This is a genomic window from Burkholderia sp. BCC1999 (assembly GCF_905339975.1).
In the GTDB taxonomy this organism is placed as follows: Bacteria; Pseudomonadota; Gammaproteobacteria; order Burkholderiales; family Burkholderiaceae; genus Burkholderia.
This window is the reverse complement of the sequence record NZ_CAJPHP010000022.1, coordinates 11,543-25,026: the sequence shown is the minus strand read 5'-3', so window position 1 is coordinate 25,026 and position 13,484 is coordinate 11,543. Positions and strand designations below refer to the sequence as shown.

Genomic DNA, 13,484 nt, shown 5'->3' with positions numbered 1-13,484 from the left:
GCCGGCGCGTGAAGCCGGCCTCGCATGGCGTGCCGGCTGCTTACGGCGTAGCGAAGAACAGCGCGACGACGCACGCCATCCCGCCGAACCACACCAGCGAACGCAACGACGCCCAGTTCAGCAGGTACATCAGCGCATAGACGATGCGGATCGCGACGAACGCCATCGCGAGCTGGTCGACGCGATGCACGTTCGCGCCGTTGTGCCATGCCACCACCAGCGCGGCCGTGAACAGCGCAAGCGCTTCCCATGAATTCTGATGCACGGCCTGGGCCCGGGCGCGCCAGCCTTCGAGCTTCGCGAGGTAATCGCGCGGCGCGCGGTTGTCGTAGCCCTTGCGGGCCTTGGCCAGGAACGTCATCGGGAACGGCAACACCGCCACGATGAACAGGCACAGCTGGGACGTCGTCATCAAAGTCTCCTCCGTTATGATTACATTGATCAATGACAAGATCGCCGAGAGCTTAGCATTGCGCCGCGCTGTTCGCGCACCGGTTTTCTAGACGGGAGACTCGGCCGCACGGGCCACGGACGGCCGCGACCGATCCGCATGACCGCCAAAATTTCCACCAAATCGTCGACAAATACGTTAATTAAAACTGGTCGAACACCAATAAGATAGCGCTCGACACTGGCCTGACGCACAATCGCGCCAGACCGCCGTTTCTATCCGCGCCGCCGCGCGCCGAACGACATCCGAGCCGAGCCATCACATGCCCCGTCCCATCGTCGCCCACATCCGCCCTGACGCCATCCGCCACAACCTCGACTTCATCCGCCGCACCGCCGCGCAATCGCGCGTGTGGGCCGTGATCAAGGCCAACGCGTACGGCCACGGCATCGAGCGCATCTACCCGGGCCTCGCGGCCGCCGACGGCATCGCGCTGCTCGATCTCGACGAAGCCGTGCGCGTGCGCGAACTCGGCTGGGACAAGCCCGTGCTGTTGCTCGAGGGTATCTTCGAGCCGGCCGACGTCGAACTGGCCGATCGCCACCGGCTGACGGTGAGCGTGCACTGCGACGAGCAGCTCGACCTGCTGATCGCCGCGAAGCCGCAGCAACCGATCGACATCCAGCTCAAGATGAACTCCGGGATGAACCGGCTCGGCTATCGACCCGACGTTTTCCGTGCGGCGTGGGAGCGAGCGGCGAGCGCACCGTCGATCGGCAAGATCACGCTGATGATGCATTTCGCCAATGCCGACGAAGGCGAAGTCGACTGGCAGCTCGACCAGTTCGATGCGACCACGGCCGGGATTCCGGGCGAGCGCTCGGTGTCGAATTCGGCGGCCGTGCTGTGGCATCCGCGCGCGCACCGCGACTGGGTGCGGCCCGGCACGATCCTGTACGGCGCATCGCCGACGGGCGCGTCACGGCATATCGCCGACACGCCGCTGATGGCCGCGATGACGCTGACGAGCAAGCTCATCGGCGTGCAGACGCTGTCGCCGGAAGAAACCGTCGGCTACGGCCGCCGCTTCACGGCCGACCAGCCGATGCGGATCGGCGTCGTCGCGTGCGGTTACGCGGACGGCTATCCGCGCCACGCGCCGACCGGCACGCCGATCGCGGTGGACGGCGTGATGACGCGCGTCGTCGGCCGCGTGTCGATGGACATGCTGACCGTCGACCTGACGCCGTGCCCGAACGCGGGCATCGGGTCGAGCGTCGAGCTGTGGGGTGACCAGGTGAAGGTGGACGATGTCGCGGAAGCCAGCGGCACGATCGGCTACGAGCTGATGTGCGCGCTCGCGCCCCGCGTGCCGGTCGTGATCGTGCCGCCCGGTGCGTCGACCGTGCAGCCGGCGCTGCGCACGGGGAGCTACGGGCGCTGATCGGCGTCGATGCACCTGCCGCGTTGATTGCGGGCCGCCTCGGGCGGCCCGTTTGCGTTCCGGCGTACGGCCTTCCGGCGTACCGGCGCGCGAGTCACCGGGAACGCGTTACGAACGCCATGTCGGCTTCCGCTTGTCGAGGAACGCGTCGATCCCCTCGCCGGCATCCTCTTCCATCATGTTGCGCGCCATCACATCGCCCGCATACGCATAGGCTTCGTCGAGCGGCAACTCGCGCTGGCGATAGAACATCTGCTTGCCATACCGCACCGCGGCCGGGCTCTTCGCGACGATCTCCGCCACCTTGCGCGCGATGGCCGCGTCGAGCGCGTCCTCGGGCACGGCCTCGTTGACGAGCCCCCACGCGGCAGCCGTCGCCGCATCGACGAAGCGCCCGGTCACGAGCATGTCGAACGCGCGCTTCGCGGCGACGTTGCGGCTCAGCGCAACGGCCGGCGTCGAGCAGAACAGCCCGACATTGATGCCCGATACCGCGAAGCGTGCGGTATCGGCGGCGATCGCGAGGTCGCATGCGGCAACGAGCTGGCAGCCGGCCGCCGTCGCGATGCCGTGCACACGCGCGATCACCGGCACCGGCAATGCACGCATCGCGAGCATCACGCGGCTGCACTGCGCGAACAGCGTGCGGTAGTAGCCGAGTTCCGGCTTGCCGCGCATCTGCCTCAGGTCGTGGCCCGCGCAGAATGCCTTGCCTTCGGCGGCCAGCACAACGCAGCGCACGTGCGGATCGGCCGCCAGCGTATCGAACGCATCATGCAGGCTCGCGAGCATTGCCTCGGATAACGCATTGAATTGCTGCGGGCGATTCAACCGCAGCGTGACGACGCCGTCGTGATCTTCACGCAGCAGGATCGGCTCGGCAGTCTGTTGATCGGGTTTCATGGTGTTTCGCTCGTCGAATGCGGCAGGATTCGTTTCGGCACAAACGTGCGGCCGGCACATACGCGCGTTCGCGGCCGGCCGATGCGATGAAATGGTCCTCCACATTCCGCGTCGCGTCCAGTCACGCGCCTTTCGTCAGGCCGGCCGTCCGTGCGGCAAAGGCGGCGGTCGCATAGGCGACGCATCCGAGCGCCGCGACCGCCCACAGCGCGTCGGTCAGATCCGGCAACAGTATCGTCGCGGCGCCAGCGATGGCCACGCCGAACAGGCTTCCGGCCTGTCGCGCCGCATTGAGGAAACCGGATGCCACGCCGGCCGCATCCGCGGGCACCTGTTCGAGCACGGTCGCGATCATCGGCGCCACCGACAACGCGGTTCCGGTGCCGAATGCGGCCATGGCCGCCCAGACCGCCGGCCACGGCGCACGCAGCGTAAGCGCGACGGCGATCGCCGGAATGGCCAGCGCCGCTATCCCGAGACCGTTTGCCATCAGCGTGACCGGGCGCACCCGGCCATGCAGCTTTCCCGACAGCAGGTTGCCGAGCGACAGGCTCAGCGCGAACGGCAACAGCGTCATCCCCGTTTGCCGCGCACTCATGCCGAAGCGCCCGTGCAGGTACAGGCTCAGCACGAACAGCAACCCGAAGTAGCCGACATAGACGAGGCTGCCCATCAGGTTCATCGCGACGAAAACACGATTGCGAAACCACGCCAGCGGCACCATCGGATGACGCGCACGCCGCTCGACCACGACCAGCACGGCTGCCGCGCACGCGGCGGCCAGCAGCGCGCAGCGGACTTCCGCCGCACCCGGCCCACGCGTCGGCAATTCGATCACCGCAAAACACAGCGCGCCGAGCGCCGCCGCACCGACACCCTGGCCGGCCCAGTCGAACGGGTGTGCATGCCGCGCGGTCGACGCGGCGACGAGCATGGCCGCCCCGGCAAAAGCGACCGCGCCGGTCGGCACATTGATCAGGAACGCACTGCGCCAGCCGAAATCGTCGACGAGGATGCCGCCCAGCACCGGCCCGACAGCCACTGCGACCGACGCGATGCCGGCCCAGACCGCGATCGCCCGCGCCCGCTCGGCCGGCACGTCGAAGGTGCTGCGCACGACCGCGAGCGACGCGGGCAAAAAGAGCGCCGCGCCCATGCCCTGCACGAAGCGCGCAGCCACGAGGATCGCCACCGACGGCGCGACGCCGCACGCCGCCGACGCGGCGACGAACAGCGCCAGCCCCGCGAGATATACCTGCTTCGCGCCGAACCGGTCGGACAGCGCGCCGCCCGCGAGGATCAGCGCGGCGAAGCTGAGCGTATAGGCGTCGACGATCCACGCAAGTTCGGCGACCGTCGCGCCCAGGCTCGTGCGCATCGCGGGCAGCGCCACGTTGACGATCGTCGAATCGAGGACCGCCATGAACATGCCGATCGCGACCAGCGCCAACGTGAAGCGCTGCTCGCGCACCGTCGGACGGCGCGCGGCCGTCAAAGGAACGGAAGCGGAAACGGAATTGCAATCGGACATGACACCTCCAGGCAGATGCCGGGAGTCTAGGAACGGTGCGCGATGCAGAAAAGTGATAATTTCGCATTTGCCTGATGCAGATCTGCATCTCCCTGCCCGTCCGCCGCCGCCCGCCCGATGACACAATCGATCCGCATGAACTGGGACAACGCACGCTTCTTCCTCGCCCTGGCGCGCACCGGCACGCTGCGCGGCGCCGCGGCGCAGCTGAATGTCGATCAGGCGACGGTGGGACGCCGGATCGCCGCGCTCGAGGACGAGCTCTCGGCCCGCCTGTTTCTGCGCACACCGACCCTCTATGTGCTGACGACCGCCGGCGAAGCGCTGCTCGAGCCGGCCGAAACGATGGAACGGGCGTCGCTCACGATCGAGCGCCGCGTGATGGGGCTCGACGAGCAGTTGGCCGGGTCCGTGCGTATCGCCACGACCGATTCACTCGGCAAGCGTTTCGTGGTGCCGGCGATCGCCCGCCTGCGGCGCCGGCATGCCGGGATCGACGTCGTGTGCGTGACGTCGGCGGAAATCGCCAACCTCACGCGCCGCGAAGCCGACCTCGCGATCCGCACGTTGCGGCCGGAATCGCCGGACCTGATCGTCAGGCGGCTCGGGCATCTCGAAACGGGCATCTACGCATCGCGCCGCTATCTGGCCGAGCGCGGCGAACCGGTCGCGGGTAGCGCGTTCGACGGACACGATCTGGTGATGTACCAGCAGCCGGTGGTGCCGACGATGTGGGACGCGCTGTGCGGCGAACCGACTTCGCGCGGCCGCGTGATGTTCCAGACATCGTCGACGATGATGCTGGTGGAAGCCGCGCTGGCGGGGCTCGGCGTGGCGGAGCTGCCGTGCTTTCGCGCCGATGCCGAGCCGGAACTGGTGCGTCTGATGGCGCGGCGCTGCAATCATTTCGACGTATGGCTCGTCGCCCACGCCGATCTCTACAAGACCGCGCGCGTGCAGGCCGTGATCGAAGCCGTGGTCGACGAATTCGCGACCGCCGGGCCCGCCGCCCGGTAGCGGGCCGCCGCGTCAGCGCGCGGCCGGCTGGCGCACGCTGCGCCACATGCGCACGCCCGACCACAGGTGCCCGATGCCCGCGCCGAAAAACACGGTGCCCATCACACCGAAGATCAGCACGTCGCCCCAGATCGCACCGAACGTATTCAGCCGAGCGGTCATCGCGGGCGCGTCGGGCGCGTAGCGGACCTCGACCGTCGCACCGTCCTGCTCGCTGACCTCACCGCCCTGCGGGTACTCGACATGCTCGCCCGCGAGCGTCGTGAATGCGATCTCGGGATGATGCGGGCCTGCATTCAGCTTGACGACGCGGCCCGGCACGACGACCGACGTTCGCAGGAATTCGCGCGTCGACTGCGCATACAGCGCGACACCGGTCAGCAAGCCCGCGCCCACCAAGGTAAAGAAGACGCCTTTCGCGACCAGCGTCTCCATGCGCTGCGCCGCGGTGCGGCCGGACTCGGACGCCATCCCGCTCGCCTCAGGGACGCGACTGATAGAACGACACGTCGATCTTCGACTGCGTCTTACAGCGGTACATCACGCCGCGCCCCGTTTCGTCGGTCACGCCTTCGTACGGGCCGTTGCAGCCCGTGACCTTGTATTGCGCGAACGGAATGCGCTTGCCGTCGGTCGGCCGGACCAGCACCGGGATACGCCCAGTCGGGCCATCGCCGATCATGCGCACGAGGATCATGCGCGACGCATCGATCGGCGCGGCGGAACGCATGTAGACCGTGCGCCCCTGTCCGTCGGTCGTGCCTTCGACTTCGAGTTCCCGGCTGTCCTGGGCCGCGCTCGTGTAAAGCGCAAACGCATAGTGCGTGTTCGGCAGCGCCTGTTTCGTCGCGGGATCGTGCAGCACGAAATAGCACCCGTTGACGCCCTTTCCGGCCGCCGCCTGCCCATCGACCTGCGTGGGGTTGCACGTATAGGACGAACCGCTGCCGGCGGCAGCCTGCGGTGCGTTCTGCTGCCCGGTGCCTGCACATCCGCCCATCAGCGCAGCCACCAGCGTCACGCATGCGCCGCGCGCGAGTGTCGCCCGATCGATCTTGATTTTCATTGGAAGCTATCCCGTTCCTGCTTGTTGTGGATGCCGGGCGTGCTGCGTGTGACACGCAAGCACGCCGCCCTCGGCATCCGGCAGGATACGGACATCATGGTGCGCTGTAAATTGCGAGCGCCGCCGGCTATGCGACGCCACTACCCGCCGCTCGCGACGCGTGCGATCGTCTGGCGCAGCCAGATGTGTGCGGCGTCGCCGTGCCGGCGTTCATGCCAGTGCTGCGCGAACTCGAACGAATCGATCGGGAACGGCGGGTCGAACACGCGCAGGCGCACGTCGTCGCGCACGCGATCGAGATTGCGGCGCGCGACGGTCAGCACGAGATCGGTGCCCGCGATCAGGTCGTTCGCGACACCCCAGAACGGCAGGATCACCGCGATGTGCCGCTCGTGCCGCAGCCGCGCGAGCGCGCGATCGACCTCGTTGTCCATCCCGTCGCGCATCGCGACGAGTGCGTGCGGCCGCGCGAGCCACGCATCGAGCGCGAGTTCGCCGCGGCGCGGCAGGCGGCTCGCGTCGGCCACGCACGCGAACGACTCGACGAACAGCGGCTGGGCATGCAGGTCGCGCTGCAATGTTGGCAGCACGCCGAGCGCGAGATCGACCTCGCCGTCCATCAGTTGCATGCGCATCGCCTCGCGCGTGGCCTGCGACACGATCAGCTCGATGCCCGGCGCGTCGGCGCGCAGCGTCTTCACGAGCGCGGGCAGCACGATCCGCGCACCGTAGTCGGACATCGCGATCCGAAAGACCCGCGTGGCCGCCGACGGATCGAACGCGGGCGGCTCGATCAGCGCGCCGAGCCGCCCGAGGACGTCGTTCAGCGGCTCGACCAGTTCGTTCGCGCGCGCGGTCAGGTCGAGCCGGCCCGCGCGCCGCACGAGCAGCGGATCGCCGAAGATCTCGCGCAGCCGCGCGAGCGCATGGCTCACGGCCGGCTGGCTCCGGTGCAGCCGGAGCGCCGCGCGCGAAATGTGACGTTCGCTCAGCAACACATGCAGCGTGACGAGCAGGTTCAGGTCAATGCGGGCGAGATTATTCATGGCACGAATACAAAGCATCCGAAAGACGAATTTCCATTCACCATCTTAATGGATGACAATCTTTTCGACACCCTTTCAAGACCGACCAAGATGACGACTCCGCTTTCCTTCGCCACCCTTCCGCTCGCCGTCGCGGCGTTCGTCGCCGGCGCGCTCGTGCCGCTGCAAGGCGGCAGCAATGCCGCGCTCGGGCGCGCGCTCGGCCACCCGCTGTGGGCCAGCGTCGCGTCGCTGACGGTCAGCCTGCTCGCGGTGCTGCCGGTGCTGCTGGCAACGCGTGCGAACGCGCCGCTCATCGGCGACGCACTGCAGCGCCCGCTGTGGATGTGGCTCGGCGGCCTCGCGGGCGTGATCTACATCACGCTCGCGCTGATCCTGACGCCGCGGCTCGGCGCGACGACCTTCATCGTCTGCGTCGTCGCCGGGCAGATGCTCGCGTCACTGCTGATCGACCACTACGGGCTGATGGGGCTCGCGCAGCGGCTCGCGACGCCCGGCCGCATCGCGGGCGTCGCGCTGATCTTCGCGGGGATGATCGTCGTGCAGTGGCAGACGCCCGCGCCGGTTGCGGCAGGCAACGCGGCGGCCGCGCAACCCGAACCGCAGCCTTGACGGCGCAGGTGGCGGGCCCGCGGCGGCCCGACGCGCGTCAGCCTGCGAGCTTCTTCAGCGCATCGAGCACCGCGTCGCCCTTGAACGGCTTCACGATCCAGCCCTTCACGCCGGCCGCCTTGCCGCGCTCCTTCATCGCCGGGCTGCTCTCGGTCGTCAGCATCACGACGTTGACCGACGTGTTCGCCAGTTCGCCGCGGATCTTCTCGACCATCGTCAGGCCGTCCATGTTCGGCATGTTCACGTCGCTGATCACGAGGCGCACGCCGGGCGTCGCCTTGAGCTTCGCGAGCCCGTCCTTGCCGTCGACGGCCGTCGCGACGTCGAGCCCGTGATTGCGCAGGAAACCCGCGACTTCGTCGCGCACCGTGCCCGAATCGTCGACCACCAGAATCTTTGCCATGCTGTATTCCCCTTTCCTTGTTGCGACTTCAACATTCAAAACAGTTCGAGTTCGCCCGATTCGACCATCGGCCCGACGTCCTGCACCGATTCGCGGAAATCCTCCGGCGACCAGCTGAGGCTGAACACGAAGCGCTGGTCGAGACAGACAGAGCGGCTAGACGCCGGATCGGTCATCCGGTACTTGAAACAGAGCTGCGGACAGTCGCCGCCGAACGAGATGAACTTCTGCTTGTGATTGACGACGAGCGGCACCTGCACCGGATGGCGCGCCAGTGCCTCGGCGTCGCCGAGATAGCGGTTCTTGAACGCGCCCCACACGAGGTTCGTCAGTTCGCCGAGCACGCTGTTCACGTCGCGGAAATCCGGCGCGCGGCCGTCGTCGCGCGTGCCGCCGATCATGTCGAGCAGCGGCTGCTCGCTCGTCTGCAGCAGCATGTAGCCGCGGCACCACGCGCTTTCGAGCGCGATCAGGCTGAACACTTCGCCGAAGATGATCTGGTCGCGCACGATGCACGGCGTCTCGTGCTCGATCGTCATGCCCGGGAACAGGCTGTCGATGCGCGCCTCGGTGATCTCCGAGATGCCGCGCACGAGCGCGTTCGGATAATCGCGGCCGAACAGGTATTCGTCGATCGCGCGCTTGAGCGGCGTCATGTCGTCCGCGACGTAAGCCGCACACGCAACGCGCGCGAGTGCATCGGGCAGCCCGTCGCGCGACGCGAGCGATTCGCGGCGCAGGATGATCGGCAACTCGGGGCGCAGCGCATCGATCTGGGTTGCGATGATCGCGCTCTCGGCCGGCGAGCCGCCGTAATCCTCGGCCAGCAGGATCGCGCCGAGGTCGATGTTCGAGCGCAGCACCTTCAGCAGCCGGCTGCGCCGCACGGTCAGGCCGACCAGGTTGTGCTCGTCGCAGAAGCGCTTGATCGCATCGGCGTGTGCGCGGCTGTCGTCGAGGACGAGCACCTTGCTGACGGGTTGGTCTTCGGTCATCTCGCGGATTCCTAATGGTCGGTCAGGGTCGGTCAGAACAGTTCGAGCTCGCCGCCGGTATCCACGGCAGCCGCTTCCGGCAGATGGAAATCGACCGGCGCGTTCGCACACACGCACAGCGTCGCGCCGACCCGCACGTCGCCGTCGAGCGTCAGGTCGTACGCGGCCACGTGGTCGGGTGCGAGCGCGGGCAGGTAGTCGATGCTCGCGCCGCTCAGCAGGTACGGCGTCGACATCCCGAGATCGGGGAACGGCGCGATCAGCGCCTGGTTGATCGCGCCGCAACACAGGTTCGCGACTTCCATGAATGCTTCAGGCAGCGGTCGCTGGCTGCTCGTGCCCGCGCTCGCGCCGGCGAAATGGCGGCGCGTCGCGTCGTCGTCGCTGAAGCGCAGCGCGAGCAGCAGGCGGAAATGCAGCGCGGAGATCGTCAGTACCGCGACATGCTCGGGCACCTTCGGCTTCGACCGCGACCTCGCGCGCGCACGATCGTCCCCGTCGTGTTCGTGGCCGGCGGCCGGCCGGATGTCGCACGCGCCGCCGGACGCGAGTCGCGTTCGCGCCGCATCGAAGAAGATCCGCTCGAAGCCGGCCCTCGCCTGCGCGCTGATCACGCCGCCTCTCCTTCGATACGCGCGTGCAGTTGTCCGGCCAGCGTCTCGACGGTTGCGAGCGCGGCCGTGATCATCTTGCCGCCGGCCTGGATGTCCTGGAACGTCGCGGCCGTCACGAGATCGTTGCGGTTCAGGCTGTCGCGATAGCTGTTCGACAATTGCTGCGAGCGCGCGGCCAGCCCGCGCACCTCGCTCGCGACGATCGAGAAGCCGCGGCCGGCCGACCCCGCACGCGCGGCCTCGATCGACGCGTTCAGCGACACGATCGACACGTGCGCGACGATCGCCGACAGCTCCTGGTTCTTCGTGCGCATATCTTGATTCTGCGTGGTCAGCGAGATCATCTGCTCGTGCCAGCGCTCGAACGTGCCGGCAAGCCCGCGCAGGCGCGCGGCTTCGTCGGAGATCTTCTGCGCGTGCTGCGCCAGCGCGACGCGATCCGCCGACAGCGCCTGCAGTGCGTCACGCTGCGTGCCGGTCGCGGACGCCTCGCGCGCCAGCGCATCCTCGAGCTGCGCCTCGCGTTGCGCCCATGCGTCGGCCGCCTCCGCGTGCGCGGACGCCGCCGCTTCCGCGCGTGCGTCGGCCGCGTCGAGCGCACCGCGCAACGTGTCCATGTCGTGCGACATTGCCGCGACGAGCCGCCCGCGCGTCACGCGAAACACGACCGCCGCCACCACCGCGACGACCGCACCGCCCGCCATCGCAGCGGCCACCTGAATCATCCACGCCTGCACGATCACTTCGTCACTCCGCTGCGCCGATATCCACGATGGGCGCACGCTGTTCGTGCGCGGCGCCGTCCGCCGCGAAGCGCGCCGGCAGCGACACGATCGTCTCGAACGCACGATACGGTGCGCCGGCGCGATCGTCGGTGAAGCGCAGCGCGATATCGCCGCCGTCACGTTTCAGGAAGTTGCGCACCGCGTCCATGCCGACGCCGCGCCCCGACACTTCCGTCACCGTTTGCGCGGTCGAGAAACCCGGCCGGAAGATCAGCTCGGCGACATCCTCGTCGGACAGCGCCGCTTCGTTGCCGGCGTCGATCCAGCCGCGCTCGCGTGCAATGCCGCGAATCCGGTCGAGCGCGAGGCCACGGCCGTCGTCGCCGAGCACGAACCACAGCTCGCCGCCGCCCACGCCGACCGCGATGTCGATCGTGCCGGACGCCGCCTTGCCGGCCGCACGCCGCTCTTCGGACGATTCGATGCCGTGGTCGATCGAATTGCGCAGCAGGTGCATGAACACGTTCTTCAGCGTCGCGGCGATCTCGCTGCGCACGCGATGGCCGTGGCTGTCGATATGCACGACGGGCGCCGGCTTGCCGAGTTCGGCCGCGAGCGACGGCAGCGACTCGATCACGCCGCCGAGCGCATCGCCGATGCCCTGCGTACCGAGCTGGCTCAGCATGCGGCGCACGGCATCGCGTGCCGCGTGCCAGTCGGAACCGTTCGCCGGATCGGCGCCATCGAGTACGCGCAGGCTCTCGCTGATATGCGCGCGTTCGACCATCAGGAAATCGGCGCCGCCCTGCGCCGGATCGCCGTTGCGGCCGAGCGTGACCGCGTTGATCGTCGCGTAGTGTTCGACGGCGTCGCGCACGCGCGCCAGATCGTCCATCAGCGCGTCGCGGTTCCACTCGGGGCCGCCGTCCGCGCGGCGCAGCGAGTCGTACGCCTGTTCGGCCTCGTGGACGATGTTCGTCAGGTGCTGGAGGCTATACGTGCGCGCATTGCCCTTGATCGTGTGCATGTTGCGGAACAGCGCCGCGACGATCGAATGATCGGCGCGCTCGTGCTGGCGGATCATCCGCTCGTTCTCGTTGAGGAAGCCCTTCGCGCTGTGCACGAAGTCGTGGAACTTGTCCTGGCTGATCGACAGGATCTCGCCGATCATCTCGAGGCGGCGCTGCTGCTCGCCGGCCTGCGCGGTCAGCTCGCGGATCTCGGTCACGTCGCGCACGCACAGCATCAGGCGCACGACCGTATCGGTCTCGTCGGTGATCGCCGACCAGCTCAGGTCGAGCCACTTCTCGCGGCCGTCCGGCATCCGCTTCGCGACTTCATTGACGAGCAGATGCTCGTTGAATTCGAAGTTCATGCTGTCTTCGCCGAGGCACGCATGCACGGCCGCATCGACCTGCGACCGCGCGTCGGCGCCGATCGCCGAATCGTCGAACACGAGCGCCATCAGGTCGCGGCCGGCGATGTCGTTCGTCTCGAAGATGGTCTCGAGGTACGCCGAATACTCCGCATGCACGACGCCACCCTCGACGACGGTCAGGATCCCCTGCTGCATGTTCTGCAGCATCGCCTGGATGTCGGCCGTCTTCTGCTTCAGTTGCGCGGCGTTCTCCTGGATCTTCTCGATCATCCCGTTGAACGCGACGATCGAATGACCGATTTCGTCCATCCTGCCCACCGGCACGCGGCGCGTGAAATCCTGGCTCGTCGCGATCTCGCTCATCGCCGTCTGCATCCCGATCAGCGGGCGCGTGATCTGGCGATACAGCACGAAGCCGAGTGCGGTCAGCAGCACGATCACCGTGCCGGCGACACCCGCGATCGCCGTCGCCGTCGTCGCGAGCATCCCGTTCAGCGCACTGATCGCATCGTCCTTCTGGCGGTTCTTCTCGACGCGCAGCGTGCCGACGATGCTTTCGAGTTCGTCGCGATACTGCGCGACGTTCGCGAACAGGTAGGCCTGCGCCATCTCGGTCTTGCCGTCCGCCTTCATCTTCACGGTGTCGTCGATCGCCGCGAAATAGTTCGCGACGCTGTCCTTCGCCTGCGTGACGAGGCCTTCCTGCGCACGGCCGACCGCCGATTTCGCCTGCACGTCGAGTGCGGCGCGCAGCGCGGCCTGCTTCGCCTTCAGCTCGTCGCGCGCCTGCGCGGCGGTGTTCGCGTCGGGCGCGTAGACGAGCGTCATCGTCGCGATCTGGATGTTCTTCACATCGGCGACGAGATCGGCCGACGCGAGCGCGCTCGGCACGATGCCCTGGGTGACCTGACGCACCTCGGACGCGCTCTTGCGTGTCTGGTACACGGCATAGATGCCGATCGCGGACAGCGCGAAGAACGTCAGGACGACTAGCAGCGTAATGCGATGACGGATGGTCATGAGTACAGCTCCCCGCAGCGATCCGGCTTCGATCGCCCTTTGGTCTATTGAAAGAATGTGAGCGCCGAATTATCGGGGATGGTGTATGACGCTCCGATGACCGGAAATCAATCGTTCATTGATAAAAATGCAATGAATAATTGTGGCGAAAGAACCCTAAAGTATCACCGGGATCTGCCGTTAACCTTCTGCCTCAAGGCTTCGCGCGGCGCTGCTGCACGGCCGGAAAATCCGGGATGCGGATAATTTGTTTTTATTTATTTGATCCGCGATTCAACCGCAATCGGGCTTTCGTAAAACGTTTGCGCATTATCGGCGAATCCGGTTGAATTCGCGATT

General features: G+C 67.4%; 14 protein-coding genes. 3 read left to right on the top strand and 11 right to left on the bottom strand.

Translation table 11 applies throughout. The features are described from left to right. Window positions 1-40 precede the first annotated feature (40 nt). Complete coding sequence (locus U5809_RS27055) at window positions 41-412, bottom strand: MAPEG family protein (protein ID WP_176045083.1); 372 nt, start codon at window positions 410-412, stop codon at window positions 41-43. 301 nt (window positions 413-713) lie between these two features. Between U5809_RS27055 and alr the strand changes: the two genes are divergently transcribed. Next, window positions 714-1,835: an alanine racemase gene (alr, locus tag U5809_RS27050; RefSeq protein ID WP_322088765.1), complete on the top strand. Its 1,122-nt coding sequence runs from the start codon at window positions 714-716 to the stop codon at window positions 1,833-1,835. 108 nt (window positions 1,836-1,943) lie between these two features. On the opposite strand, the gene U5809_RS27045 is transcribed toward alr, so the two are convergent. Both U5809_RS27045 and U5809_RS27040 read right to left on the bottom strand, forming a co-directional pair. Next, window positions 1,944-2,738: an enoyl-CoA hydratase gene (locus U5809_RS27045; RefSeq protein ID WP_322088764.1), complete on the bottom strand. Its 795-nt coding sequence runs from the start codon at window positions 2,736-2,738 to the stop codon at window positions 1,944-1,946. Between the two features lie 121 nt (window positions 2,739-2,859). Further along, window positions 2,860-4,269 (bottom strand): MFS transporter, encoded by a 1,410-nt coding sequence (locus tag U5809_RS27040; RefSeq protein ID WP_322088763.1) that lies wholly within the window; start codon window positions 4,267-4,269, stop codon window positions 2,860-2,862. 135 nt (window positions 4,270-4,404) lie between these two features. Here U5809_RS27040 and U5809_RS27035 point away from each other — a divergent pair, with 135 nt between their 5' ends. Next, the gene (locus U5809_RS27035; RefSeq protein WP_282511379.1) at window positions 4,405-5,286 is read left to right on the top strand and encodes a LysR family transcriptional regulator; all 882 of its coding nucleotides are present in this window, start codon (window positions 4,405-4,407) and stop codon (window positions 5,284-5,286) included. Window positions 5,287-5,298: 12 nt separating this feature from the next. Here the strand turns inward: U5809_RS27035 and U5809_RS27030 are convergent, their stop codons facing one another. The 3 genes from U5809_RS27030 to U5809_RS27020 form a co-directional block, all read right to left on the bottom strand. After that, window positions 5,299-5,757, bottom strand: coding sequence for a DUF3592 domain-containing protein (locus U5809_RS27030; protein ID WP_322088762.1), 459 nt, complete (start codon window positions 5,755-5,757; stop codon window positions 5,299-5,301). 10 nt (window positions 5,758-5,767) lie between these two features. Continuing rightward, window positions 5,768-6,352 carry a hypothetical protein gene (locus tag U5809_RS27025; protein ID WP_322088761.1) on the bottom strand — a complete coding sequence of 195 codons (585 nt, stop codon included), beginning with the start codon at window positions 6,350-6,352 and terminating at the stop codon, window positions 5,768-5,770. Between the two features lie 140 nt (window positions 6,353-6,492). Then, a complete protein-coding gene (locus U5809_RS27020; RefSeq protein ID WP_322088760.1) occupies window positions 6,493-7,398 on the bottom strand; it encodes a LysR family transcriptional regulator in 906 nt (301 codons plus the stop codon). A 90-nt stretch (window positions 7,399-7,488) separates the two neighbouring features. Here U5809_RS27020 and U5809_RS27015 point away from each other — a divergent pair, with 90 nt between their 5' ends. Continuing rightward, complete coding sequence (locus tag U5809_RS27015) at window positions 7,489-8,010, top strand: DMT family transporter (protein ID WP_322088759.1); 522 nt, start codon at window positions 7,489-7,491, stop codon at window positions 8,008-8,010. 37 nt (window positions 8,011-8,047) lie between these two features. On the opposite strand, the gene U5809_RS27010 is transcribed toward U5809_RS27015, so the two are convergent. The 5 genes from U5809_RS27010 to U5809_RS26990 are packed head-to-tail and all read right to left on the bottom strand — an operon-like array spanning window position 8,048 to window position 13,145. Then, window positions 8,048-8,413, bottom strand: coding sequence for a response regulator (locus U5809_RS27010; protein WP_006765703.1), 366 nt, complete (start codon window positions 8,411-8,413; stop codon window positions 8,048-8,050). Between the two features lie 35 nt (window positions 8,414-8,448). Further along, on the bottom strand, window positions 8,449-9,408 hold the full coding sequence (locus U5809_RS27005) for a chemotaxis protein CheX (RefSeq protein ID WP_322088758.1): 960 nt from the start codon (window positions 9,406-9,408) through the stop codon (window positions 8,449-8,451). A gap of 32 nt (window positions 9,409-9,440) precedes the next feature. Beyond that, entirely contained in the window at window positions 9,441-10,022 is a 582-nt protein-coding gene (locus U5809_RS27000; RefSeq protein WP_322088757.1) for a hypothetical protein, read from the bottom strand. After that, window positions 10,019-10,747, bottom strand: coding sequence for a methyl-accepting chemotaxis protein (locus U5809_RS26995; protein ID WP_322088840.1), 729 nt, complete (start codon window positions 10,745-10,747; stop codon window positions 10,019-10,021). Before U5809_RS26995 ends, U5809_RS27000 begins: the two co-directional genes overlap by 4 nt. 22 nt (window positions 10,748-10,769) lie before the next feature. Further along, window positions 10,770-13,145, bottom strand: coding sequence for an MCP four helix bundle domain-containing protein (locus U5809_RS26990; protein ID WP_322088756.1), 2,376 nt, complete (start codon window positions 13,143-13,145; stop codon window positions 10,770-10,772). Window positions 13,146-13,484: the final 339 nt, after the last annotated feature.

What these genes read in the sequence shown, in the direction of transcription:
- U5809_RS27015 (WP_322088759.1), top strand. Translation starts at nt 7,489, where the DNA reads ATGACGACTCCGCTTTCCTTCGCCACCCTTCCGCTCGCCGTCGCGGCG.
- U5809_RS26995 (WP_322088840.1), bottom strand. Translation starts at nt 10,747, where the DNA reads ATGATTCAGGTGGCCGCTGCGATGGCGGGCGGTGCGGTCGTCGCGGTG.
- U5809_RS27055 (WP_176045083.1), bottom strand. Translation starts at nt 412, where the DNA reads ATGACGACGTCCCAGCTGTGCCTGTTCATCGTGGCGGTGTTGCCGTTC.
- U5809_RS27045 (WP_322088764.1), bottom strand. Translation starts at nt 2,738, where the DNA reads ATGAAACCCGATCAACAGACTGCCGAGCCGATCCTGCTGCGTGAAGAT.
- U5809_RS27005 (WP_322088758.1), bottom strand. Translation starts at nt 9,408, where the DNA reads ATGACCGAAGACCAACCCGTCAGCAAGGTGCTCGTCCTCGACGACAGC.
- U5809_RS27030 (WP_322088762.1), bottom strand. Translation starts at nt 5,757, where the DNA reads ATGGCGTCCGAGTCCGGCCGCACCGCGGCGCAGCGCATGGAGACGCTG.
- U5809_RS27040 (WP_322088763.1), bottom strand. Translation starts at nt 4,269, where the DNA reads ATGTCCGATTGCAATTCCGTTTCCGCTTCCGTTCCTTTGACGGCCGCG.
- alr (WP_322088765.1), top strand. Translation starts at nt 714, where the DNA reads ATGCCCCGTCCCATCGTCGCCCACATCCGCCCTGACGCCATCCGCCAC.
- U5809_RS27025 (WP_322088761.1), bottom strand. Translation starts at nt 6,352, where the DNA reads ATGAAAATCAAGATCGATCGGGCGACACTCGCGCGCGGCGCATGCGTG.
- U5809_RS27020 (WP_322088760.1), bottom strand. Translation starts at nt 7,398, where the DNA reads ATGAATAATCTCGCCCGCATTGACCTGAACCTGCTCGTCACGCTGCAT.
- U5809_RS26990 (WP_322088756.1), bottom strand. Translation starts at nt 13,145, where the DNA reads ATGACCATCCGTCATCGCATTACGCTGCTAGTCGTCCTGACGTTCTTC.
- U5809_RS27035 (WP_282511379.1), top strand. Translation starts at nt 4,405, where the DNA reads ATGAACTGGGACAACGCACGCTTCTTCCTCGCCCTGGCGCGCACCGGC.
- U5809_RS27010 (WP_006765703.1), bottom strand. Translation starts at nt 8,413, where the DNA reads ATGGCAAAGATTCTGGTGGTCGACGATTCGGGCACGGTGCGCGACGAA.